Annotated in this window: 22 protein-coding genes; 13 read left to right on the top strand and 9 right to left on the bottom strand. The window is 72.2% G+C overall.

Going from position 1 to position 20,236, the window contains the following annotated elements:
- The first annotated feature begins 9 nt into the window (after nt 1-9).
- Nucleotides 10-1,812 (top strand): 3-hydroxyacyl-CoA dehydrogenase family protein, encoded by a 1,803-nt coding sequence (locus K8W59_RS11135; RefSeq protein WP_223393815.1) that lies wholly within the window; start codon nt 10-12, stop codon nt 1,810-1,812.
- Here K8W59_RS11135 and K8W59_RS11130 read toward each other — a convergent pair.
- Complete coding sequence (locus K8W59_RS11130) at nt 1,797-2,756, bottom strand: mycothiol transferase (protein WP_223393813.1); 960 nt, start codon at nt 2,754-2,756, stop codon at nt 1,797-1,799. The two genes, K8W59_RS11135 and K8W59_RS11130, sit on opposite strands and share 16 nt — an antisense overlap.
- An 84-nt stretch (nt 2,757-2,840) precedes the next feature.
- Between K8W59_RS11130 and K8W59_RS11125 the strand changes: the two genes are divergently transcribed.
- Nucleotides 2,841-3,803 (top strand): helix-turn-helix transcriptional regulator, encoded by a 963-nt coding sequence (locus K8W59_RS11125; RefSeq protein WP_223393811.1) that lies wholly within the window; start codon nt 2,841-2,843, stop codon nt 3,801-3,803.
- Here the strand turns inward: K8W59_RS11125 and K8W59_RS11120 are convergent.
- The 3 genes from K8W59_RS11120 to K8W59_RS11110 all read right to left on the bottom strand — a co-directional run bounded on the left by K8W59_RS11120 (nt 3,800) and on the right by K8W59_RS11110 (nt 5,452).
- Nucleotides 3,800-4,414 (bottom strand): HIT family protein, encoded by a 615-nt coding sequence (locus tag K8W59_RS11120; protein WP_223393809.1) that lies wholly within the window; start codon nt 4,412-4,414, stop codon nt 3,800-3,802. The two genes, K8W59_RS11125 and K8W59_RS11120, sit on opposite strands and share 4 nt — an antisense overlap.
- A gap of 452 nt (nt 4,415-4,866) precedes the next feature.
- Complete coding sequence (locus K8W59_RS11115) at nt 4,867-5,223, bottom strand: hypothetical protein (RefSeq protein ID WP_223393807.1); 357 nt, start codon at nt 5,221-5,223, stop codon at nt 4,867-4,869.
- A gap of 79 nt (nt 5,224-5,302) precedes the next feature.
- On the bottom strand, nt 5,303-5,452 hold the full coding sequence (locus tag K8W59_RS11110) for a hypothetical protein (protein WP_223393805.1): 150 nt from the start codon (nt 5,450-5,452) through the stop codon (nt 5,303-5,305).
- A 22-nt stretch (nt 5,453-5,474) separates the two neighbouring features.
- Between K8W59_RS11110 and K8W59_RS11105 the strand changes: the two genes are divergently transcribed.
- The 5 genes from K8W59_RS11105 to K8W59_RS11085 all read left to right on the top strand — a co-directional run bounded on the left by K8W59_RS11105 (nt 5,475) and on the right by K8W59_RS11085 (nt 9,422).
- Complete coding sequence (locus tag K8W59_RS11105) at nt 5,475-5,951, top strand: DUF1269 domain-containing protein (protein WP_223393803.1); 477 nt, start codon at nt 5,475-5,477, stop codon at nt 5,949-5,951.
- An 87-nt stretch (nt 5,952-6,038) separates the two neighbouring features.
- Nucleotides 6,039-6,836 carry an alpha/beta fold hydrolase gene (locus K8W59_RS11100; protein WP_223393801.1) on the top strand — a complete coding sequence of 266 codons (798 nt, stop codon included), beginning with the start codon at nt 6,039-6,041 and terminating at the stop codon, nt 6,834-6,836.
- Nucleotides 6,833-7,678: an ABC transporter permease gene (locus K8W59_RS11095; protein ID WP_223393799.1), complete on the top strand. Its 846-nt coding sequence runs from the start codon at nt 6,833-6,835 to the stop codon at nt 7,676-7,678. Before K8W59_RS11100 ends, K8W59_RS11095 begins: the two co-directional genes overlap by 4 nt.
- Nucleotides 7,671-8,471: an ABC transporter permease gene (locus K8W59_RS11090; protein WP_223393797.1), complete on the top strand. Its 801-nt coding sequence runs from the start codon at nt 7,671-7,673 to the stop codon at nt 8,469-8,471. The genes K8W59_RS11095 and K8W59_RS11090 overlap by 8 nt, the downstream gene beginning before the upstream one ends.
- Nucleotides 8,472-9,422: an ABC transporter ATP-binding protein gene (locus tag K8W59_RS11085; protein WP_223393795.1), complete on the top strand. Its 951-nt coding sequence runs from the start codon at nt 8,472-8,474 to the stop codon at nt 9,420-9,422. It begins immediately after the preceding gene.
- A 4-nt stretch (nt 9,423-9,426) separates the two neighbouring features.
- Here the strand turns inward: K8W59_RS11085 and K8W59_RS11080 are convergent, their stop codons facing one another.
- On the bottom strand, nt 9,427-9,963 hold the full coding sequence (locus tag K8W59_RS11080) for a CGNR zinc finger domain-containing protein (RefSeq protein ID WP_223393793.1): 537 nt from the start codon (nt 9,961-9,963) through the stop codon (nt 9,427-9,429).
- Nucleotides 9,964-10,002: 39 nt separating this feature from the next.
- Here K8W59_RS11080 and K8W59_RS11075 point away from each other — a divergent pair, with 39 nt between their 5' ends.
- Complete coding sequence (locus tag K8W59_RS11075; protein ID WP_223393791.1) at nt 10,003-10,968, top strand: EamA family transporter; 966 nt, start codon at nt 10,003-10,005, stop codon at nt 10,966-10,968.
- Here the strand turns inward: K8W59_RS11075 and K8W59_RS11070 are convergent.
- The 4 genes from K8W59_RS11070 to K8W59_RS11055 all read right to left on the bottom strand — a co-directional run bounded on the left by K8W59_RS11070 (nt 10,946) and on the right by K8W59_RS11055 (nt 15,926).
- Nucleotides 10,946-12,091 carry an AI-2E family transporter gene (locus tag K8W59_RS11070; protein ID WP_223393789.1) on the bottom strand — a complete coding sequence of 382 codons (1,146 nt, stop codon included), beginning with the start codon at nt 12,089-12,091 and terminating at the stop codon, nt 10,946-10,948. The genes K8W59_RS11075 and K8W59_RS11070 overlap by 23 nt on opposite strands.
- Before the next feature lie 77 nt (nt 12,092-12,168).
- Nucleotides 12,169-13,626, bottom strand: coding sequence for a coiled-coil domain-containing protein (locus K8W59_RS11065; protein ID WP_223393787.1), 1,458 nt, complete (start codon nt 13,624-13,626; stop codon nt 12,169-12,171).
- 152 nt (nt 13,627-13,778) lie between these two features.
- Nucleotides 13,779-15,119 (bottom strand): crotonyl-CoA carboxylase/reductase, encoded by a 1,341-nt coding sequence (ccrA, locus tag K8W59_RS11060; protein ID WP_223393785.1) that lies wholly within the window; start codon nt 15,117-15,119, stop codon nt 13,779-13,781.
- A 78-nt stretch (nt 15,120-15,197) separates the two neighbouring features.
- Nucleotides 15,198-15,926, bottom strand: a complete 729-nt coding sequence (locus K8W59_RS11055; RefSeq protein WP_223393783.1) for a GntR family transcriptional regulator — start codon at nt 15,924-15,926, stop codon at nt 15,198-15,200.
- 72 nt (nt 15,927-15,998) lie between these two features.
- Between K8W59_RS11055 and K8W59_RS11050 the strand changes: the two genes are divergently transcribed.
- The 5 genes from K8W59_RS11050 to K8W59_RS11030 are packed head-to-tail and all read left to right on the top strand — an operon-like array spanning nt 15,999 to nt 20,233.
- Entirely contained in the window at nt 15,999-17,219 is a 1,221-nt protein-coding gene (locus tag K8W59_RS11050) for an NRAMP family divalent metal transporter (RefSeq protein ID WP_223393781.1), read from the top strand.
- 11 nt (nt 17,220-17,230) lie between these two features.
- A complete protein-coding gene (locus K8W59_RS11045) occupies nt 17,231-17,986 on the top strand; it encodes a LamB/YcsF family protein (protein WP_223393779.1) in 756 nt (251 codons plus the stop codon).
- A complete protein-coding gene (gene pxpB, locus K8W59_RS11040; protein WP_223393777.1) occupies nt 17,983-18,600 on the top strand; it encodes a 5-oxoprolinase subunit PxpB in 618 nt (205 codons plus the stop codon). Before K8W59_RS11045 ends, pxpB begins: the two co-directional genes overlap by 4 nt.
- Nucleotides 18,597-19,457, top strand: coding sequence for a 5-oxoprolinase subunit C family protein (locus K8W59_RS11035; RefSeq protein WP_223393775.1), 861 nt, complete (start codon nt 18,597-18,599; stop codon nt 19,455-19,457). The genes pxpB and K8W59_RS11035 overlap by 4 nt, the downstream gene beginning before the upstream one ends.
- Complete coding sequence (locus tag K8W59_RS11030) at nt 19,454-20,233, top strand: putative hydro-lyase (RefSeq protein WP_223393773.1); 780 nt, start codon at nt 19,454-19,456, stop codon at nt 20,231-20,233. Before K8W59_RS11035 ends, K8W59_RS11030 begins: the two co-directional genes overlap by 4 nt.
- Nucleotides 20,234-20,236: the final 3 nt, after the last annotated feature.

Raw genomic sequence — 20,236 nt, 5'->3', positions numbered from 1 at the left:
ATCGCCCCCATGACCAGCACCCCTGAGAGCGCACCGCGAGAGATCACCACCGTCGGCGTCATCGGCCTGGGCACCATGGGTGCCGGCATCGCCGAGGTGTTCGCCCGCAACGGCTTCGACGTCGTGGGGCTGGAGCTCAACGAGGAGGGCGTCAAGCGCGGCCGCCAGCACCTCGAGCACTCGACCGGCCGGGCGGTGGAGCGGGGCAAGATCACCGCCGACGAGCAGAGCGAGATCCTCGGCCGGATCAACCTCACCACCGAGATGGCCGACCTCAAGGACGCCGGCTTCGTGGTCGAGGCCGTGGTCGAGAACATCGACGTGAAGAAGCAGATCTTCGCCGACCTCGACGGCATCGTGGACCCCGACGCGATCCTGGCGACCAACACGTCCTCGCTGAGCGTCACCGAGATCTCCACCGCCAACAGCCGCCCGGGCCGGGTCATCGGCGTGCACTTCTTCAACCCCGCGCCGGTGATGAAGTTCGTCGAGATCGTGCGCACCGTGGTCACCGACCCGAGCGTGCTGGCCGACGTGCAGGCGCTGGTCGCGCGGCTCGACAAGACCCCCGTCGTCTGCGGCGACAAGGCGGGCTTCATCGCCAACGCGCTGCTCTTCGGCTACCTCAACCACGCGGTCGCGATGTTCGAGGGCCGCTACGCCACCCGTGAGGACATCGACGCCTCGATGCGCTTCGGCTGCGGCTACCCGATGGGGCCGCTGGCGCTGCTGGACCTGATCGGCCTGGACACCGCCTACGAGATCCTGGACACGATGTACCGCCAGGGCCGGGACCGCCTGCACGCGCCCGCACCGATCCTCAAGCAGATGGTCACCGCCGGGCTGCTCGGCCGGAAGTCCGGCCGCGGCTTCTACACCTACGAGGAGCCGGACAGCTCCCAGGTCGTCCCGGACGCGCTCACGCCGTCGGCCGACGACAAGCCGCAGCTGCGCCGTACCGTCGAGAAGGTCGGCGTCGTCGGCACCGGCACCATGGCGTCGGGCATCGTCGAGGTCTTCGCCAAGGCCGGCTTCGACGTGACGTACGTCGGCCGCGCGCAGGCCAAGGTCGACGGCGTGGTCGCCACGATCACCAAGAACTTCGACAAGCAGATCCAGCGCGACCGCGCGACCGAGGAGGACAAGCAGGCGACGCTGGCGAAGGTCACCGGCACCACCTCGCTGGACGACCTCAAGGACGTCGACCTGGTCGTTGAGGCGATCGCGGAGGACCTGCAGGTCAAGACCACGCTGTTCGAGAACCTGGACGAGATCTGCAAGCCGGGCGCGATCCTGGCCACCACCACGTCCTCGCTGCCCATCATCGAGATGGCCTCGGTGACCAAGCGGCCGCAGGACGTCATCGGCATGCACTTCTTCAACCCGGCCGCGATCATGAAGCTGGTCGAGGTCGTCTCCACCGTCGCCACCGCCGACGACGTCACCGAGACCACGCTCGCCCTGTGCGACAAGGTCGGCAAGGTCGCCGTCGCGTGCACCGACCGCGCCGGGTTCATCGTCAACGCGCTGCTGTTCCCCTACCTCAACGACGCGGTGAAGATGCTCGAGGCGCACTACTCGACCGCCGACGACATCGACACCGCGATGAAGCAGGGCTGTGCGCTGCCGATGGGCCCCTTCGAGCTGCTCGACGTGGTCGGCAACGACGTGTCCCTGGCGATCCAGCGCGAGCTCTACCTGGAGTTCCGCGAGCCCGGCTTCCATCCGGCCCCGCTGCTGGAGCACCTGGTGACCGCGGGCTACCTCGGCCGCAAGACCGGCCGCGGGTTCCGCGACTACTCCGCGGCCTGAGCCGGGCCGCGCTCCATCACACCGAGGACGTGGCCGAACGGCGTGATGACCGAGGCTCCGACGTACCCTCCGCCGAAGTCGCGCGGAGGCCACTGCTCGGTGGCGCCCAGCTCCAGCAGCCGTGCGAACGCGGCGCGCGCGTCGGGCACCTGGAGGTAGACGACCGCCGGGGCGTCGCCGGCCGATGAGTGCGGCGGCGCCACCGAGGCGTCCAGCAGCCCGAGCTCGTGGTCGTGCGGGCCGAGCCGCCACTCGACGTACGGGCCGTTGTCGAAGTACGGCTCCGCCCCGAGCAGCTCGGTGAACCACGCGCGTGCCTTCGCCAGGTCCTCCACGATCAGGCTGACCGTGCTGATGCCGGAGGAGTACGGCGGCTCCGCGGGCTGCCACGCCTGGAGGAACGGCAGGTCGGCGATCCCGTCGTGCGCCGCGACCAGCTCGTACATCGTCGCGCCGTCGATGGTCTCCCGGATGATGTCGGCGTGACCCGCGTGCCGGGCCAGCTCGGTGATCAGGTGCTGCCAGACCCAGCGCACGCTCCAGGTCTCGTCGGGGAACCAGGGCGCGTCCGGAGCCGGGAGGGGAGTGTCGGGGTCGCGCTCCTCGACCGCGGCGAGCACCCGCGCGCAGACGTCGTCGAAGCCGGCGAGCAGCGTCTCCAGGGTGTCCTCGGGCACGAGCCGGTCACTGCGCTCGGCGATGCCGCGGGTGACGCCGGCAGGGATCGGCTCGGGTGCGTGCAGCACCCCGGTGAGCCAGTTCTCCTGGACGACCGTCACGTGCTTGACCAGGCCGGCGAGGCTGAGCGCGCTCGCGCTGGGGGTCGACCGGGCCTGCTGCTCGGTGAGGCCGTGGACCACGGCCCGGAAGGCGTCCTGCTGGTGGGCGAGATAGCCGGCGAGCGCCTCGCGCTCGGTGTCGACCGGGGCGACGTGGAAGGCCATGGGACGTCCTCTCGTGGTGGGTGACGCCCACGCTCCTCGCCCAGGCGGACAGAAGACGTCCGCAGTGTCTGGGAGAGTGAGGCCATGAGCGACACCGACCCGACCCGGCGAGCGCTGCTCCTGCTCGACCTGCTGCAGTCCCGCCCGGTCTGGAGCGGTCCCGAGCTGGCCGAGCGCCTGGGCGTGACGACCCGGTCCGTACGCCGCGACATCGACCGGCTGCGCTCGCTGGGCTACCCGGTCCAGGCGGCCCCCGGCGCCGGCGGCGGCTACCAGCTCGGCGCGGGCAAGGCGCTGCCGCCGCTGCTGCTCGACGACCAGGAGGCGGTCGCGGTGGCGGTTTCGCTGCGGCTCGCGGCCGGCGGCACGGTCGCCGGCGCCAGCGAGGCCGCGCTGCGCACGCTCACCAAGCTCGACCAGGTGATGCCGCCGCGGCTGCGCTCGGAGGTGCGCGCGGTCCAGGACACCACCGACACCCTGGCCGGAGGGGTCGAGGTGATCGACGGGGAGGCGCTGCTGACGCTGGCCCGCGCGACCCGCGACCACGTGCGGGTGCGGTTCGGCTACGTCGCCCGCGGGGGCGAGGAGACCGAGCGGTACGTCGAGCCCGTGCGGCTGGTCGCCACCGGCCGCCGGTGGTACCTCATGGCCTGGGACGTGGACCGTGAGGACTGGCGCACGTTCCGGCTGGACCGGATGTCCGAGGTCGCCCCCGGCACCTGGCGGTTCACCCCGCGCGAGCACCCCGATCCGGTCGCGTTCGTGCAGCGGTCGGTCTCGAGTGCGCCGTACCGCTTCACCGCCGTGGTCCGCATCCATGCTCCCGGCGACGAGGTGCGCGACCGGGTGAGCCCCGCGGCGGCCGAGGTGGTCGACGAGACCGGCACGACCTGCGTCATGACGACGGGTGCGGACTCGCTGCGCTATCTCGCGCTGGAGCTGTTCTGGTTCCGCGAGGAGATCGAGGTGCTGGAGCCGCCGGAGCTGCGCGAGGAGCTGGTCACCGTCGCCGGGCAGCTGCTCCGCGCCGCCGGCCGCGACGCCTAGAGTGCCTCCCCACCCACGAGCTCGACGAGGCGGTGGGCGACTAGGCGCAGGTCCGCGCGCAGCTGCTCGCGGGGCCGGGTGGGCAGCACGTCGTCCCACAACGACAGGAAGCTCCCGCGCAGCTGGTTCATCCCCGTCGGCCGGGCGACGAGCCACCAGTGGAGGTGGGTCGTGCCGTCGCCGAGCCGGAGCACCTGGATCCGCGGCACGTCCAGCACCTCGGTGGCTGCCTGCTCGGCCGCGACCATCGCCGGTCCCATCCGCGCTGCGGACTCGGCGTCCAGATCGGCGAGGTCGGCATGCTGGCGCGGCATCAGGAAGGCGACCAGCGGGAGCGCCACGGGCTCCATCGGAGTGCCGAGCATCCAGTGATCGTCCCGCCACGCGAGGTAGTCACGGTCGTCCTCGCGGTCGGCGGCACAGATGAAACAGTCCTCGGCGCCGACCCCCGCGCGAGGCGGCTCGGCCTGGGGACGCTCCAGGTCGCGCACCGCCTCCAGCCGGTCCGCGAACGGCCAGGTCGCCCAGTCCTGCCAGGTGGCGGGGCGGTGTCCGTCCCGGGCGATCCCGGCCTGGACGCGGTCGTACCACTCCTGTGCGCTCTCCGGCATGGCGCCGATGCTCGCACCCGGCCGGTACGCCGGCAACGGCTTTGCCGGGGGAGGGTGAACGGCGGGTGAACAGCAGATGCCGCAGTCGACAGATCTGGCCGCGTGCGCAAGTGTGAGGGAGGTCACTGACGTCACTGGGAGGGATCGTGAGATGAGCGAGAAGAACGTCGTACTACTCAGCTGGGACGAGCCGAGCAAGGCCTACGAGGCCTTCGTGAAGTTCGGTGGCCTGGCATCCGACGGAGTCCAGGTGGACGCGTCCACGCCCGCTCGTCACGGTCCAGGCGTCCCCGCTGGCGTCGTCCCGCATCGGTGCCTTGTGGGAGAGCGCCGACCAGGCGTCGACGACCAGTTCGCGGAACTTCACAGGTCACGCTCCTCGCTGAGTGTCTGCACACGCGACAGCGTATCTGTGATCGCGCCGCCCTCGCGGCTGGCTCACCGTGGGAGCGTCAGGCGTCGTACTCCCGGCGGCCCCCACCGACGTAGAGGATGCCGACCGGGACCAGCACCCCAGCACCGAGAGCGAGCAGTGACCACAGCCGGCGCGAGGACAGGGTGTCTTGACACTGACGGAAGTCAGCGTTCGCCGCAACCATCTGCGCCTCGAGCTCGAAGGTGTCGATCAGCCCCTCGTCGATCACGCCCCGCGCCTTCTCGTTGGTCTCGCGCAGCTCGTCCTCGCTCATCGCGGGCGAGACCCAAGTCCCACATGGCGACCCGTTGTCACCTGAGGCCGGAAGGAAGGTGAGCAGCAGGGCCACGAGGACCAGTCCGAGAGCAGCGACGGCCGCGAGGCGCTTCATCATCTGAGCACCGTAACCGCTCGCTACTGTCGTCGTGGTCGGTTCTTCCCATTTGAGCCTGAGCATGGCGTCCCCCAAGGTTCTAGGTGGCAGGATCGGCACTAGCGTTGCTTTCCTGCCAGCGTTCGTCTTCCTGCTCCAACCAGTCGCGCAGGGCATCGACGAACTCGCGCGGGATGTCAGAGGGGTTGGCGTCCACGGGCCAGCGCGAGTCGTGTAGTTCGATGCTCACGTGACGGCCGTCGTCGGTGGTCGTGGAGCGGACGAGGGACGGCCAGGTCCGGGTCACCGACGGCCAGGACAACGAGGTGGGGCTCGGCACCCTGAGCGGGAGCAGCATCGGGGCGCTGGTCGGGGTCCTCGGCGGTCCGCTCGGCATGCTGCTCGGCTTCGCCGGGGGTGCCCTGATCGGGTCCTCGGTCGACCTCGATCGGTCCGTCGGCGCCGAGGGCGTGATCGGGGAGATGAGCCAGGCGCTCGCCCCTGGCCGCTCGGGAGTCGTCGCCGAGGTCACCGAGGACTCACCCGACGCGATCGACGCCTTCGCCCGCGAGACCGGCGCCCAGCTCCTGCGCCGCAGCGTGGACGAGGTGCTCGATGAGCTCGCCGCGGCAGAGGCGGCAGCGGAGGCCGCGGCCCAGGCGGCCCGGGACAAGGTGCGTGAGGAGAAGAAGGCCGAGCGCAAGGAGAAGCGCGAGGACCTGGTCGCCAAGATCAAGTCGAAGTTCTAGCCACCGGGGTCGCCTCCTCGTCCGCGAGCCGCGACGAGGAGGCGACCGGGCTTGGCCTGGCGCGCGGGAGCGCCGTACCCTCGCCCGGTGACCGAGACCGACCTGCACACCACCACGCTGGGGGAGCAGGGGTCGCCGGTGGTGTTCTGCCACGGCCTGTTCGGGCAGGGCAAGAACTGGACCCAGATCGCCAAGCAGGTGGCGGGCAACCACCGGGTCACGCTGGTGGACATGCCCAACCACGGCCGCTCGCCGTGGACCGAGCGGCACGACTACGTCGAGGCGGCCGGCATGGTCGCCGACGAGCTGCGCGAGTTCGGCGAGCCCGCGGCGCTCGTCGGGCACTCCATGGGCGGCAAGATCGCGATGGTCGCCGCGCTGCTGCACCCCGAGCTGGTCGAGCGGCTCGTGGTCGTCGACGTCTCCCCGGTGGACTACCACCACCACGACGAGTTCCGGCAGTACATGGACGGCATGCTCGCCCTCCAGGAGGCGGAGATCGGCACCCGTCAGGAGGCCGACGCGGCGCTGACGGAGGCGGTCCCGAACACCACGGTGCGCAGCTTCCTCCTGCAGAACCTGCGCCGCGAGGGCGAGTCGTGGCGCTGGCAGCCCAACCTCGAGGTGCTGCGCCGCGACCTGGACCAGCTCGGCTCCTGGCCCGCCGAGGCGGTCGAGGGGAGGACGTACGACGGCCCCGTGCTGTGGGTCTCCGGTGCGAACTCCCACTACGTCACCGACGAGTACGTCCCCGCGATGGACGCGCTCTTCCCGCGGAACCGGCGCGTGGTGATCAAGGGCGCCGGCCACTGGGTCCACTCCGAGCAGCCGGCGGTCTTCACCGAGGTGCTGCGGCGCTTCCTCGACCCCGCCACCGGGAGTTGAGTGCGGAAGGCGTCGTACCCGCCACGGGGACGCGCACTCGACCCGCGGGCACCGCCTACCTCCGGCTCCTCGTCGCCGGCTTCCGGCGGCAGTCGGCCTACCTGGCGGCCGCGTGGGGCGGCCTGGTCGCCAACGTCACCTTCGGCTTCCTCAAGGCCGGGATCCTGGTGGCGCTGGTGCGCGCCTCGGGCGGCTCGGTCGCGGGGTACGACGAGGGGCGGATGCTCGCCTTCGTCTGGATCGGCCAGGGGCTGCTCGGCCTGGTCAACATGTACGGCCGCGACGTCATCGGGGACCGGATCCGCACCGGCGACATCGTGGTCGACTTCCTCCGGCCGCTGAACCTCCAGCTGGCCGGGCTGGCGACGTTCCTGGGGGAGCGGCTGTTCACGCTGATCCCGCGCGGGATCCCCACCTTCCTCATCGGGCTGCTCACCACCGGCATGGCGCTCTCCCGCGAGCCGCTGTCCTACCTGCTCGGCGCGGTCGCCGTCGTCCTCGGCATGAGCATCTCCTACCTGCTGGTCTACGCCCTCAACATCTCGGCGCTGTGGCTGGTCGAGGTGCGTGGCCTGCAGGTCCTCTACATGGGTATCGCCGGGCTGCTCTCCGGCCTCTACGTGCCGATCGCGATCTTCCCGGCCTGGCTGCACGCGGTCGCCCTGGCCACGCCGTTCCCCTCGGTGCTGATGACCCCGATCGACGTGCTCAGCGGCCGCGTGGTCGGACTCGACGCTCTCGCCCTCGTGGGCGTCCAGGTCGTCTGGGTGCTGGTCGTGGGGGCCGTCGGTGCCCTGCTCACCCATGCAGGGCGGCGCCACCTGGAGGTGCAGGGTGGGTGACCTGACGGCGTACCGGACCATCCTCGCCTCCCGGGTGGCGGCGCAGCGCAGCTACGGCACCAGCTTCCGCCTCGACGTCGTCGCCGCCGGGCTGATCACGGTGGTGGAGTTCACCGAGGTGTGGGTGCTCTTCCACAACGTCGACGTGCTCGGCGGGATGACCCTGGCCCAGGTGATGCTGGTCTTCGGCCTCGCCGAGATGACCTTCGCCGTCGCCGACATGGTGGTGGGCCACGTCGACGAGCTCCCCCGGTTCCTGCGCGAGGGCACCCTCGACGTCTTCTACCTCCGGCCGCTGCCCGTGCTCGCCCAGCTGATGACCGCCGACCTGCAGCTGCGGCGTCTGGCCCGGGCCACGCTGGGGCTGGTGGTCCTGGTCGCCGGGACCGTGCTCGCCGACGTGGACTGGACCTGGGACAAGGTGCTGCTGCTCGCGATCAGCATCCCCTCCTCGGTGCTCATCTACGCCGCGCTCTTCGTGGCCGCGTCCGGCCTGCAGTTCTTCCTCATCCAGGGCGCCGAGACGACCAACGCGTTCGTGTACGGCGGCCGCTACGCCGGCTCCCAGCCCGCCAGCGTGTGGCCGGGGCCGGTGCTGGCGGTGTTCGGGCTGATCTTCCCGGTGGCCGTCACCGGCTACCTCCCCGCCGTGTGGCTCACCGGCGGCGCGGGGGCGCCGTACCTCCCGCCCTGGGCGGCCTGGCTGGCCCCGGTGGCGGCGATCTATGCGATGGGAGCGGCGATGCTGTGCTGGCGGGTCGGGATGCGCCACTACCAGGGCGGAGGAGGCTAGATGGCCATCATCGACACCGACGGGCTGACCCGCACCTTCCGGGTGCGCGACGGCCTGCGCCGTCGCACGGTGACCGCCGTGGAGGACCTGACCGTGCGCGTGCAGGCCGGGGAGTCGGTGGGATACATCGGCGCCAACGGGGCGGGGAAGTCCACCACCATCAAGATGCTGACCGGCATCCTCGTGCCGACCGGCGGCGAGGTGACCACCTGCGGGCTGGCGCCGGTCCGGCAGCGGCGCGAGCTGGCCCGTCGGGTCGGGGTGGTCTTCGGCCAGCGCTCGCAGCTGTGGTGGGACCTCCCGGTGCGCGACTCCTTCCGGATCCTCGCCGCGATCCACCGTCTCCCGGCCGACGCCGAGCGCAGCCGGACCGACGAGCTGGTCGAGCGCCTGGAGATGGGCGGTTTCCTGGACCAGCCGGTGCGCCAGCTCTCGCTCGGGCAGCGGATGCGGGCCGAGGTGGCCGCCGCGCTGCTGCACTCGCCGGACCTGGTGATCCTGGACGAGCCGACCATCGGTCTCGACGTGCTCTCCAAGCAGCGGCTGCGGGAGTTCCTCATCGAGGAGCGCCGTGAGCACGGCACGACCCTGCTCCTCACCACCCACGACATGGGCGACGTGGAGCGGCTCTGCGACCGGATCCTGGTGCTGGACCACGGCCGGCTGGCCTACGACGGCACGCTGCCGGGGCTGGCCGCCACGGTCGGGGCGCAGCGGGTGCTGGTGGTCGACCTGGAGGAGCCGACGGCCGACCTGGTCGACGTACCCCACACCACCCACCTGGCCTCACAGGCGCAGGGGCTGCGGCAGCGGCTGGCCTTCGACGCCGCGCACGTCACCGCTGCCACGGTGCTCGCCGGCGTCGCGGAGCATGCGCAGGTGAAGGACCTCTCGATCGAGGAGCCCGACATCGAGGACGTCGTGCGGCGGATCTACGCCGCCCGGCGGTGACGGCTCAGGCCTCGGCCTGGCGGCGGCGGTAGGCCGCGACCGCGTTCCGGTTGCCGCAGGCGGTCGAGCAGAAGCGGCGCGAGCGATTGCGTGAGAGGTCGAGCACGACGCCCGTGCAGTCGGCGTCCTGGCAGACGGAGAGGCGGGCGTGCTCGTCGGCCCGGATGACGTCCACCATGGCCATCGCGGTCTCGACCACGATCCGCTCCGCCAGCGGAGCATCCGCCTGGACCGCATGGATGTGCCAGTCGTGCCCGCCGTGCCGGACCAGCCGGGGGAGCGCGCGATGCTGCTCGAGCAACCCGTTCACCCGCTCGACCGCCTCGTCGCGCGGCGCGACGAGCAGGGCGCGCAACACCGCGCGCAGCCCGCGCACCGCCTCGAGCTCGGCGGCGGTCCCGTCGACCCGACCGGTGTAGTCGTGGCGGACCAGCAGGTCCGCGAGCTCCTCGCGGGTGGTCAGCGTGTCCGGCTCGACGGCGGAGTTGACCAGCTCGGTCGCGGACTGGAGCGCCTGCGCAGTGTCATGAGCGAAAGGCATGTTGACACGTTACATCACCCACCCCTAGTGTCATGAGCCATGAGCGCAGTCACCCATGACGTCACGCCCGGCATCACCACCCGGGACGCGACCGGCGGGCTGCTCTTCGCCCTGCTCTCGGCGGTCTCCTTCGGCCTGTCCGGGCCGCTGGCCCGCGGGCTCACCGACGCCGGCTGGAGCCCCGGCGCCGCCGTCGGTGCGCGCATCCTCCTGGGCGCCCTGGTGCTCGTGGTGCCCGCCTGTCTGCAGCTGCGGGGGCGATGGCAGGTGCTCCGGCGCAACCTGGCGATGATCGTCGCCTACGGCGCCATCGCCGTGGTGGTGACCCAGCTGTGCTTCTTCTACGCGATCCAGTACATGCAGGTCGGCCCGGCCCTGCTGGTGGAGTACACCGCTCCCGTGCTGGTGGTCGGCTGGATGTGGCTGCGCCACGGCCAGCGACCGGGCGCTCTCACCGTCGTCGGTGCGGTGGTCTGCGCGGCCGGCCTGGTGCTCGTGCTGGACCTGGTGTCCGGCGTGCAGGTCAGCGTCCCCGGGATCCTCTGGGCGCTGGGCGCCGCGGTCGGTGTCGCGACGTACTTCGTGCTGTCGGCGCACGAGGCGCAGGGCCTGCCGCCGCTGGCGCTGGCCGCGGGCGGACTCGTCGTCGGCGGCCTCCTGCTCGCCGGGCTCGGGCTGGTCGGTGTGCTGCCGATGACCTGGTCCACCGCGCCGGTGGAGTACGCCGTCGGGTCGACGCCGTGGTGGCTGCCGGTCCTCGGGCTGGGCGTGGTGACCGCAGGACTCGCCTATGCCAGCGGGATCGAGGGGATCCGCCGGCTCGGCTCCCGGCTCGCCTCGTTCGTCTCGCTCACCGAGGTGCTCGCCGCCGTCCTGGGCGCCTGGCTGCTGCTGGCCGAGCTGCCCGGAGGCGTCCAGGTCGTCGGCGGAGTGCTGATCCTGGCCGGTGTCGTGCTGGTGCGGCTCGGAGAGCCGCGCCAGGTCAGCGAGCGTCCTGCCGCCTGAGGAACACCTCGCGGTGCAAGAGCAGCAGGGCCGCCGCGGTCGGCACCGCCAGCAGCGCGCCGGTGATCCCGAGCAGGCTGCCGCCGAGCAGGGCGGCGACCACGGTGACGGTCGCGGGCAGGTCCACCGCGCGCGACATGATCTTGGGGTAGATGAAGTACTGCTCCACCTGCTGGTAGGCGAGGAAGTAGACCAGGCAGGCGATGCCCACCCCCAGCGAGACCGTCAGGCCCAGCAGGGTGATCAGGATGGCGGAGATGATCGACCCGATCACCGGGATCAGTGAGAGCAAGCCCACGATGAAGGCCAGGGCGAAGGAGTACTGCCCGAGCCCGATGATGAAGGTGAAGATCAGCGTGCTGATGCCCGCGCACACCGCCACCAGGAACGCACCGGAGACATAGGCGCCGGTGGACGCGATGACCTTGTCGCCCAGCTCCGCGACCCGCGGGCGGCGCGAGGCCGGAGCGAGCCGGTAGCCGGCCGCCTTGATGCTGGGCAGGGCGGCCAGGAAGTAGACGGTGAGCACCAGCACGATCAGCGAGTTGGTGATCGCCGAGAGGACCTTGAGGCCGAAGCCCAGAACGCCGCCGAAGATCCCGCTGAAGTTGCCCGAGCTGAGGTACTGCTGCGCCTTGGCGACCACGTCGAAGCGCTCGTCGAGTCGTTGGATCGTCGGGTTGTGCTGCATCTCGTTGAGCCAGCTCGGCGCGTTGCGGGTGATCAGGGTGATCTGGTCGCTGATGACCGGGGCCAGGGTGAGCACGAAGAGGGTGAAGACGCCGATCACCATGATGAGGACGGCGAAGACGGCCAGGCCGCGCTTGACCTTGTGCCGGGTGAGCCAGTCGACCAGCGGGTGGAGGCCGATCGCGAGGAACATCGCGATGACCAGCAGCACCAGCATCCCGGAGATGGAGAGCAGTTGGCGCAGCAGGAAGAACGCGAGCAGCGCGCCCATCGTGGTGAAGAAGCCGAAGACGAACGGCGAGTGCCGGAACAGGCTCGGCGGCCGCTCCTTGCCCGGCTCGTCGACGGGAGCGGGCGTGTCCGGCGTCGACCCGTCCGTCGGGGCCGCCTCGCCCGCCGCATCCGCCTCGTGCGTCCCGCTGTTCTCGCGCATGCGCTCAGCCTCTCCGGCCGGGCGCTCCTCCTTCTTCCCCCGCTGGTGTGCTCCTCGCAGTCGCTCCAGCAGTCCCATCAGGCCCGGTCGTCCTCGTCGTCGCCGAAGCCGGCGACGACATCACGCAGGGCGCCGAGCTGGGCGGTGATGGCGTCGCGCCGCTTGGTCATCCGGTCCACATCGGCCCGCAGCGTCGCGAGCTCCCGCTCGGAGTCGGCGTGCCCGGCGCTGCGGATCGCCTCGGCCTGGGTCTGCGCCGAGGCCACGATCTGCTCGGCCTCGCGGCGGGCACGGGTGAGCAGGCCCTCGCTCTCGGCCTGGGCCTGCTGGCGGTGGTTGGTCGCCTGCTGCATGGTCTGCCGGGCGCGCTCCTCGGCAGCCGTGGCGCGTGCCTCGGCGTCCTGCACCAGCCGCTTGGTCTCGGTGGTGGCGTTGCTGTGGTGCTCGCTGGCCTCGCGTGCCAGGCGCTCCTTCTCCACCGCGAGCGCGCGACGTGCCTCCTGGACCTCGCGGTCGGCGGCGGCACGCTGCTGTTCGGCGTCCCGCTTGGCGGTGGTGAGCAGCTCGGAGGCCTCCTGCTTGGCGGCCAGGCGCACCTGCTCGGCCTCGCGACGGGCGGAGGCGAGGGTGTCCTCGGCCTCACCCTGAGCCATCGCGCGCTCCTGCTCGGCGTCGGCGGTCAGCCGGGCGCGGGTCTCGTCGAGCTCCTTGAGCTGCACCAGCCGCATGTCCTCGGCCTCGCGCGCCGCCTCCCCGCGGATCGCCCGCGCGTCGCGGTCGGCCTGTTGGCGGATGTCGTCGGCCTCGCGCTGCGCGGTCGTGCGCACCTCGTCGGCCTCCTCCTCGGCCATCCGCAGCATCGCCGAGGCGCGGCCGCCGAGACCGGCGTACGTCGGGTTCTGGTGCTCCTCCAGGTCGCGGCTCATCTGCTCGACCCGGCGCTCCAGCTCCTCGACCCGGGCCTGGGCGCCGTCGAGGTCGGCGGCGAAGCCGTCGCGCTCGGCCAGCAGGTCGCGCACGGCGCGGTCGACCTCGGTGCGGTCGTAGCCGCGGCGGGCCTGGCTGAAGCGCGGCGCGGCCGAGGTCGAGCGGGCCGGCGTCGACGAGACGGCGGGGAAGGACCGCGCCTGCTCACCGCGCGCGGTGGACCGCGAGCCGGCGGCCGCCGCAGCGGCGACCGGCGCAGCCGTCGGCGCGGACTGAGGCTCCGGCTCCGAGCGGACCGGCTCCGGGTCGGGCTCGACGGCGCGCTCCTCGACCACCGCCTCGGCGGTCACCTCCTCGGCCACCGGCTCCTCGACGGGCTCCTGCTCGACGGGCTCGGAGACGGCGGGCTGGGCCGCGGTCTCCTCCGGCGCACGCTCCTGCACGGCGGGGAACTGCTGGGTGACGTCCTCCGGAGCCGCCTCCTCGACCGCGGGCTCGGCCTGGGCGGCCGGCTGCTCGGCGGTGGTCTCGTTGGCGGTCTCGTCGCTCTCGCGACGGTCCCGGTCGTCGTCGGGGGTGTCGAAGATGGACAGGCCCTCGTTGCTCATCGTGCTGCTCCCTCGTCCTGGTTCGGCGACCGCCATGCCGCTGGTGCGTCATGACGGCGATGCCCCAGTGTCACCGACAGGGCGAAACGGCGCACTCCGGCTCGCCGTACGAACGGCGAACCGGAGTGCACAAGGGGGTGCCGGAGGGCCGGTCAGACCCCGCGGAAGCGGTTGATCGCATCCTCATGGGTGGCCCGCAGCTCCTGGTTGCGGACACCGAGACCCTCCTCGGGGGCCAGGCAGAGCACACCGACCTTGCCCTGGTGGGTGTTGTGGTGCACGTCCAGGGCGGCCTGGCCGACGTCCTCCAGGCCGTAGGTGCGCGACAGCGTCGGGTGGATCATCCCCTTGGCGATCAGGCGGTTGGCCTCCCACGACTCGCGGTAGTTGGCGAAGTGGCTGGAGATGATCCGCTTGAGGTTCATCCACAGGTAGCGGTTGTCGTACTCGTGCATGTAGCCCGAGGTGGAGGCGCAGGTGGTGATGGTGCCGCCCTTGCGGGTGACGTAGACGCTCGCGCCGAAGGTCTCCCGGCCCGGGTGCTCGAAGACGATGTCGATGTCCTCGCCGCCGGTGAGCTCGCGGATCTTGGCGCCGAACCGCTTCCACTCCTTGGGGTTCTGCTGCGTGCCGTCCTCGTTCCAGAAGCGGTAGTCCTCCTCGGAGCGGTTGATGATCAGCTCCGCGCCCATGCTGCGGGCGATGTTCGCCTTCTCCTCGTTGGAGACCACGCAGATCGGGGTGGCGCCGCCGTTGAGGGCGTACTGCGTCGCGAAGCCGCCGAGGCCGCCCGAGGCGCCCCAGATGAGCACGTTGTCGCCCTGCTTCATGTCGCCGCCGTTGCGGCTGACCAGCTGTCGGTAGGCGGTGCAGTTCACCAGCCCGGGGGAGGCGGCCTCCTCCCAGGTGAGGTGCTCGGGCTTGGGCATCAGCTGGTTCGCCTTGACCATCGCCACGTCGGCCAGCCCGCCGAAGTTCGTCTCGAAGCCCCAGATCCGCTGGGAGGGGTCGAGCATCGTGTCGTTGTGGCCGTCGGAGGCCTCGAGCTCCACCGACAGGCAGTGGGCCACGACCCGGTCGCCCGGCTTCCACTTGGTGACGCCGGCACCGACCTGCAGGACGACGCCGGACAGGTCGGACCCGACGATGTGATACGGCAGGTCGTGCCGCTTGCCGAGGTCGGACTCGCGGCCGTAGCGCTCGAGGAAGCCGAACGTGGACACCGGCTCGAAGATCGAGGTCCAGACGGTGTTGTAGTTGATCGCGGAGGCCATCACGGCCACCAGCGCCTCGCCCGGGCCGAGCTCGGGGAGCGGGACCTCGTCGACGTGCAGCGACTTGCGGGGGTCCTTCTCCTTCGAGGGCACCCCCTCGAACATGTCGACCTCGTCCTTGCGGACCACAGCGGCCCGGTAGGACTCGGGGATCTCCAGGTTGGCGAAGTCCTCGGCGGACGCCTCGTCGGAGGTGATGGCGTCACGAATGCTCTGCACGGGGTGGCTCCTCGTGGGGTCGGGGTTGACGGCCCGGACATCGGGTGGCGTGAAGATACCGACGCGTAACGAGGCGTGTCAGCCCGATGTGACCCATCTTGCTAGCAGCTGGTCCCGGGCGCGGAGGAGGTACGCCGTCAGTCGCTCGGCCGCCGCCGTATGCTCGCCGTCCTCGGCGAGTGCGCAGATGCGCTCGTTGTCCGCCAGGTAGGCCGTGTGGAAGTCGGCGTCGCGCATCTGGTGGAAGAACAGCCGCATCTCGGCCAGCAGCAGGTCCATCTGCGCGTCCAGGCGGGCGCTGCCCGCCAACGCCACGACCGCCCGGTGGAAGTGCTGGTTGGCGTTGCCGACCCCGTCGTGGTCGCCCCGGTCGGCGGCCGCGCGCCCCTCGGTGATCGCCGCCCGCAGTGCCGCCAGCCGCTCCGGGGTCGCGTCCTCCCCGTGGGCGAGCGCGGCCGGCTCGATGACGAGCCGCGCGGCATAGACGTCGCGTACGTCGTCCCGGCCGGGTGTGGCCACCACGACCCCGCGGTGGGTCTCGCGGACCAGGATGCGCTCGGCCACCAGCATGCTCAGCGCCTCGCGCAGGGTGTTGCGGGAGACTCCGAGGGCGGCGGCCAGTCGCTGCTCGGGGAGCCGGGTGCCCGAGCGCAGCCGCCCCTCCACCACCTGCTCCCGCACCTGCCGTGCGGCCCGGTCGGCCGAGGTGCTCATCACCGTGCGCCGGGAGCGCCGCTCGGCGTCCAGCATCTCCAGCACCGCGCCGAAGTCCGCGCCACTGGTGTCGGTGCGACTGCTGGGACTCATGGGGGGACTGTACGCACGAATGTTGGATGCGGGTATTGCCGGATTGTTGAACAACTGGGAGAGTCGTGGGCTATGAGCCAGGACACACCGCCGGCCGAGAGCCGACCGATCGAGGACGCCGCCGGGCGCTCGGCCGTGCTCGGCGCCATCTTCCTGATGGCCACCAGCGCCATCGGCCCGGGCTTCCTGACCCAGACCGCCACGTTCACCGGGCAGCTGGGCGCGGCCTTCGCCTGCGCGATCCTGGTCTCGATCGTGGTGGACATCGCCGTGCAGATGAACGTGTGGCGCGTGGTCGGGGTCAGCGGCATGCGCGCTCACGAGCTCGGCAACCGGGTGCTGCCCGGCGTCGGCTACCTGCTGGCCGCGCTGGTGGTCATCGGCGGCTTCATCTTCAACATCGGCAACGTCGCCGGCTCCGGCATCGGCGCGAACGCCATGTTCGGCCTCGACGCCCGCATCGGCGGGGCGATCTCCGCGGCCATCGCCATCGGGATCTTCCTCTCCAAGCGGGCCGGCATCGCCCTGGACCGGGTCGTCGTCGTGCTCGGCCTGGTGATGATCGTGGCGACCCTGGTCGTGGCGATCACCTCCGACCCGCCGGTCGGCGAGGCACTGCGCAGCACGGTCGCGCCGGACACCTTCGACTTCGTGGCGACCACCACGATCATCGGCGGCACGGTCGGTGGCTACATCACCTATGCCGGGGCGCACCGGCTGCTGGACTCGGGCCGCACCGGAGTGGAGCACGTCGGCGACATCACCCGCTCCTCGGTGGTGAGCATCCTGGTCACCGGGCTCATGCGGATCCTGCTCTTCCTGGCGATCCTCGGCGTGGTGGCCGGCGGGGCCACCCTGTCCGCCGAGAACCCGGCCGGGTCGGCCTTCGAGGCGGCGGCGGGCGAGCTCGGCCTGCGGATGTTCGGGGTGATCCTCTGGGCCGCGGCGCTCACCTCGGTCGTCGGGGCGGCGTACACCTCCGTCTCCTTCCTCACCACCCGCAGCACCTCCGCGCGCACGCGCAACCTGCTCACCGTCGCCTTCATCGCCGCGAGCGCCGTCGTCTTCGTCATCATCGAGCAGGCACCGGCCGAGCTGCTCGTCTTCGCCGGCACCTTCAACGGGCTGATCCTGCCGCTCGGCTTCACCGTGCTGCTCTACGTCGCCTGGCGGCGCCGCGACCTGCTGGGCGGCTACCGCTACCCGGTCTGGCTGCTGGCCGTGGGGGTGGCAGCCTGGCTGCTGACGCTCTACCTCGGGTGGAACGCGCTGCAGCTGCTCGGGGACCTGTGAGAGGGGACGCGATGCGGATCGACCTGAACAGCGACGTGGGGGAGTCCTTCGGCCGCTGGGAGCTGGGCGACGACGACGCCGTGCTGGCCCAGGTGACCAGCGCCAACGTGGCCTGCGGCTTCCACGCCGGGGACCCCACCACGCTGCGCGGCTGCTGCGAGACGGCCGTCCGACGCGGCGTGGTGGTCGGCGCCCAGGTCGGCTACCGCGACCTCGCCGGCTTCGGCCGCCGCTTCATCGAGATGGACCCGGTCGAGCTCGCCGACGACGTGACCTACCAGATCGGGGCGCTGGCCGCGATGGCCCACGTGGCGGGCACCCGGGTCGCCTACGTCAAGCCGCACGGGGCGCTCTACAACGCCACGGTGCAGCACGAGGCGCAGGCCCAGGCGGTCGTCGACGCGGTGAGCGCCTACGACGCCTCGCTGCCGCTGCTCGGGCTGCCCGGCTCCGAGCTCCTCGCCCGGGCCGAGCGGGCCGGGCTGCGCACCGTGCGGGAGGCCTTCGCCGACCGCGCCTACACGCCCGAGGGCACGCTGGTGTCCCGGTCGGTCGAGGGCGCGGTGCTGCACGACCCCGCCGAGGTCGCCGACCGGGTGCTGCGGATGGTCACCGAGGGGCGGCTGACCGCGATCGACGGCACCGAGGTGGCCGTCCAGGCGGAGTCGGTGTGCCTGCACGGGGACAGCCCGGGCGCCGTGGCGATGGCCGCGGCCGTGCGCGCCGCGCTGGACGACGCGGGAGTCGACGTGGAGGCGTTCGCGTGAGGCTGCTGCCCTACGGCGACCGCGCGCTCCTGGTGGAGCTGGCCGACGGCGAGGAGGCGCTCGCCCTGGCGGCCGCGTTGCGGGAGGACCCGCCGGCCGCCGTGGGCGAGCTGGTGCCCGCGGCCCGCACCGTGCTGGTCGTGGCGGCCGACGGTGCCGGGGTCGGGGACCTGCGCGACGCCCTCGAGCGGGTCGAGGTGACGCCCCTGAAGGACCGGGAGGACGAGGGCGGGCTGGTCGAGGTGCCGGTCGTCTACGACGGCGAGGACCTCGAGGATGTCGCCCGGCTCACCGGGCTGTCGGCGGAGGAGGTGGTGGCGGCACACACCGGCCAGACCTGGCGGGTGGCCTTCGGCGGCTTCGCCCCGGGCTTCGGCTACCTGGTGGGCGAGGACGACCGGCTGCACGTGCCGCGGCGGGAGAGCTCGCGGACCGCCGTACCGGCCGGAGCCGTCGGGCTCGCGGGGGAGTACGCCGGGGTCTACCCGCGCGAGTCGCCCGGCGGGTGGCAGCTGATCGGGCGCACCGACCTGGCCATGTTCGACCTGGACCGCGAGCCCGCGGCGCTGCTGCGTCCCGGCGTCCGGGTCCGCTTCACCGAGGCGGGCCGATGAGGGGCGCGACCGTGCTGGCGACCGGACCGCTCGCCGTGATCGAGGACCTGGGCCGCACCGGCGGCTCGGGCATCGGAGTGGGCCGCTCCGGCGCCGCCGACCGGGGAGCGCTGCGGCAGGGCAACCGGGCCGTCGGCAACGAGGAGGGCGCCGCGGCGGTCGAGGTGACCTTCGGCGGGCTGAGCCTCCGGGTGGGCGACGAGCCCCTGGGCTTCTGCGTCAGCGGCGCGGTGGGCGAGGTCCGGGTCGACGACCGCGGGGTCGGGTCGCACACGGTCGGGGTGGCGCCCGCCGGATCGACGCTGACCATCGAGCCGCCACGGCTGGGGCTGCGGTCCTACCTGTGCCTGCGCGGCGGGGTCGACGTACCTCCCGTGCTCGGCTCGCGCAGCCGCGACGTGCTCGCCGGCCTGGGGCCCGAGCCCTTGAGCGAGGGCGACGAGCTGCCCGTGGGGGCGGCGTACGGCGAGCTGCCCGGCGTGGACAACCTGCCGTGGCTGCGCCAGGACGACGTGGTCGTGGTGCGGGCCGTCCGTGGGCCCCGGGACGACTGGCTGGCCGACGCCGAGGAGCTGGTCCGCTCCGACTGGCAGGTCAGCGACCGCAGCAACCGGGTGGGGATCCGGCTCTCCGGCGCGACCCTGGAGCGCGGCCGCGACGGGGAGCTGCCCAGCGAGGGCGCCTGGCGCGGTGCCGTGCAGGTGCCGCCAGGCGGGGAGCCCGTGCTGTTCCTGGCCGACCACCCGGTGACCGGGGGCTACCCGGTCGTCGCCGTCGTCGTGGACGAGGACGTCGACCGGCTCGCGCAGCTGCAGCCGGGACAGTCGCTGCGACTGGAGTGGGTGGGCGCGCCATGAGCGTCGCCGACCTGACTCCCACCGAGGCGCGCGCCCGCTTCCGCGACGGGCTGGTCACGCCGACCGCCGGCTGGTGCGCGGGCTGGACGCAGGCCAACCTGCTGGTGCTGCCCCGCGAGCTGGCATACGACTTCCTGCTCTTCGCCCAGCGCAACCCCGTTCCGTGCCCGGTCCTGGACGTGCTGGACCCCGGCGCGGTCGCGGGCCCGCTGCTCGACGGCGACGTGCGCACCGACCTGCCGGCCTACCGTGTCTACGTCGACGGGGAGCTCGCCGAGGAGGTCGGCGACGTGCGGTCGTGGTGGCGGGACGACCTGGTGTCCTTCCTCATCGGCTGCTCGTTCACCTTCGAGGACGCCCTGCTCGAGGCGGGGGTGCCGGTGCGGCACGTCGAGCAGGGGGTCAACGTCCCGATGTACGTCACCGACCGCCGGTGCCGACCCGCGGGAGCGATCTCCGGCCCGCTGGTCGTCTCGATGCGCCCGGTCCCCGCCGAGCAGGTCGCCACCGCCGTGCGGGTGACGAGCCGCTACCCGGCGGTGCACGGCGCCCCGGTGCACGTGGGCGACCCGGGTGCGCTGGGGATCGCCGACCTCGCCGCCCCCGACTTCGGCGACCCGGTCGACGTACGCCCCGGCGAGGTCCCCGTCTTCTGGGGCTGCGGCGTCACCCCGCAGGCGGCGGTGATGGAGTCGCGTCCCGCCCTCGCGATCGCCCACGCGCCCGGGCACATGCTGGTCACCGACGCCCGGGACAGCGCCTACCTGGTGCCCTGAGCG

The sequence above is a fragment of the Nocardioides rotundus genome (assembly GCF_019931675.1).
In the GTDB taxonomy this organism is placed as follows: Bacteria; Actinomycetota; Actinomycetes; order Propionibacteriales; family Nocardioidaceae; genus Nocardioides; species Nocardioides rotundus.
The sequence above is the reverse complement of the archived record's forward strand: the minus strand, read 5'-3'. Positions and strand labels throughout refer to the sequence as shown.

Coding starts and splice junctions, on each gene's coding strand:
- K8W59_RS11135 (WP_223393815.1), top strand. CDS start 10: ATGACCAGCACCCCTGAGAGCGCACCGCGAGAGATCACCACCGTCGGC.
- K8W59_RS11130 (WP_223393813.1), bottom strand. CDS start 2,756: ATGGCCTTCCACGTCGCCCCGGTCGACACCGAGCGCGAGGCGCTCGCC.
- K8W59_RS11125 (WP_223393811.1), top strand. CDS start 2,841: ATGAGCGACACCGACCCGACCCGGCGAGCGCTGCTCCTGCTCGACCTG.
- K8W59_RS11120 (WP_223393809.1), bottom strand. CDS start 4,414: ATGCCGGAGAGCGCACAGGAGTGGTACGACCGCGTCCAGGCCGGGATC.
- K8W59_RS11115 (WP_223393807.1), bottom strand. CDS start 5,223: ATGATGAAGCGCCTCGCGGCCGTCGCTGCTCTCGGACTGGTCCTCGTG.
- K8W59_RS11085 (WP_223393795.1), top strand. CDS start 8,472: ATGGCCATCATCGACACCGACGGGCTGACCCGCACCTTCCGGGTGCGC.
- K8W59_RS11080 (WP_223393793.1), bottom strand. CDS start 9,963: ATGCCTTTCGCTCATGACACTGCGCAGGCGCTCCAGTCCGCGACCGAG.
- K8W59_RS11075 (WP_223393791.1), top strand. CDS start 10,003: ATGAGCGCAGTCACCCATGACGTCACGCCCGGCATCACCACCCGGGAC.
- K8W59_RS11070 (WP_223393789.1), bottom strand. CDS start 12,091: ATGCGCGAGAACAGCGGGACGCACGAGGCGGATGCGGCGGGCGAGGCG.
- K8W59_RS11065 (WP_223393787.1), bottom strand. CDS start 13,626: ATGAGCAACGAGGGCCTGTCCATCTTCGACACCCCCGACGACGACCGG.
- K8W59_RS11055 (WP_223393783.1), bottom strand. CDS start 15,926: ATGAGTCCCAGCAGTCGCACCGACACCAGTGGCGCGGACTTCGGCGCG.
- K8W59_RS11050 (WP_223393781.1), top strand. CDS start 15,999: ATGAGCCAGGACACACCGCCGGCCGAGAGCCGACCGATCGAGGACGCC.
- K8W59_RS11045 (WP_223393779.1), top strand. CDS start 17,231: ATGCGGATCGACCTGAACAGCGACGTGGGGGAGTCCTTCGGCCGCTGG.
- K8W59_RS11035 (WP_223393775.1), top strand. CDS start 18,597: ATGAGGGGCGCGACCGTGCTGGCGACCGGACCGCTCGCCGTGATCGAG.
- K8W59_RS11030 (WP_223393773.1), top strand. CDS start 19,454: ATGAGCGTCGCCGACCTGACTCCCACCGAGGCGCGCGCCCGCTTCCGC.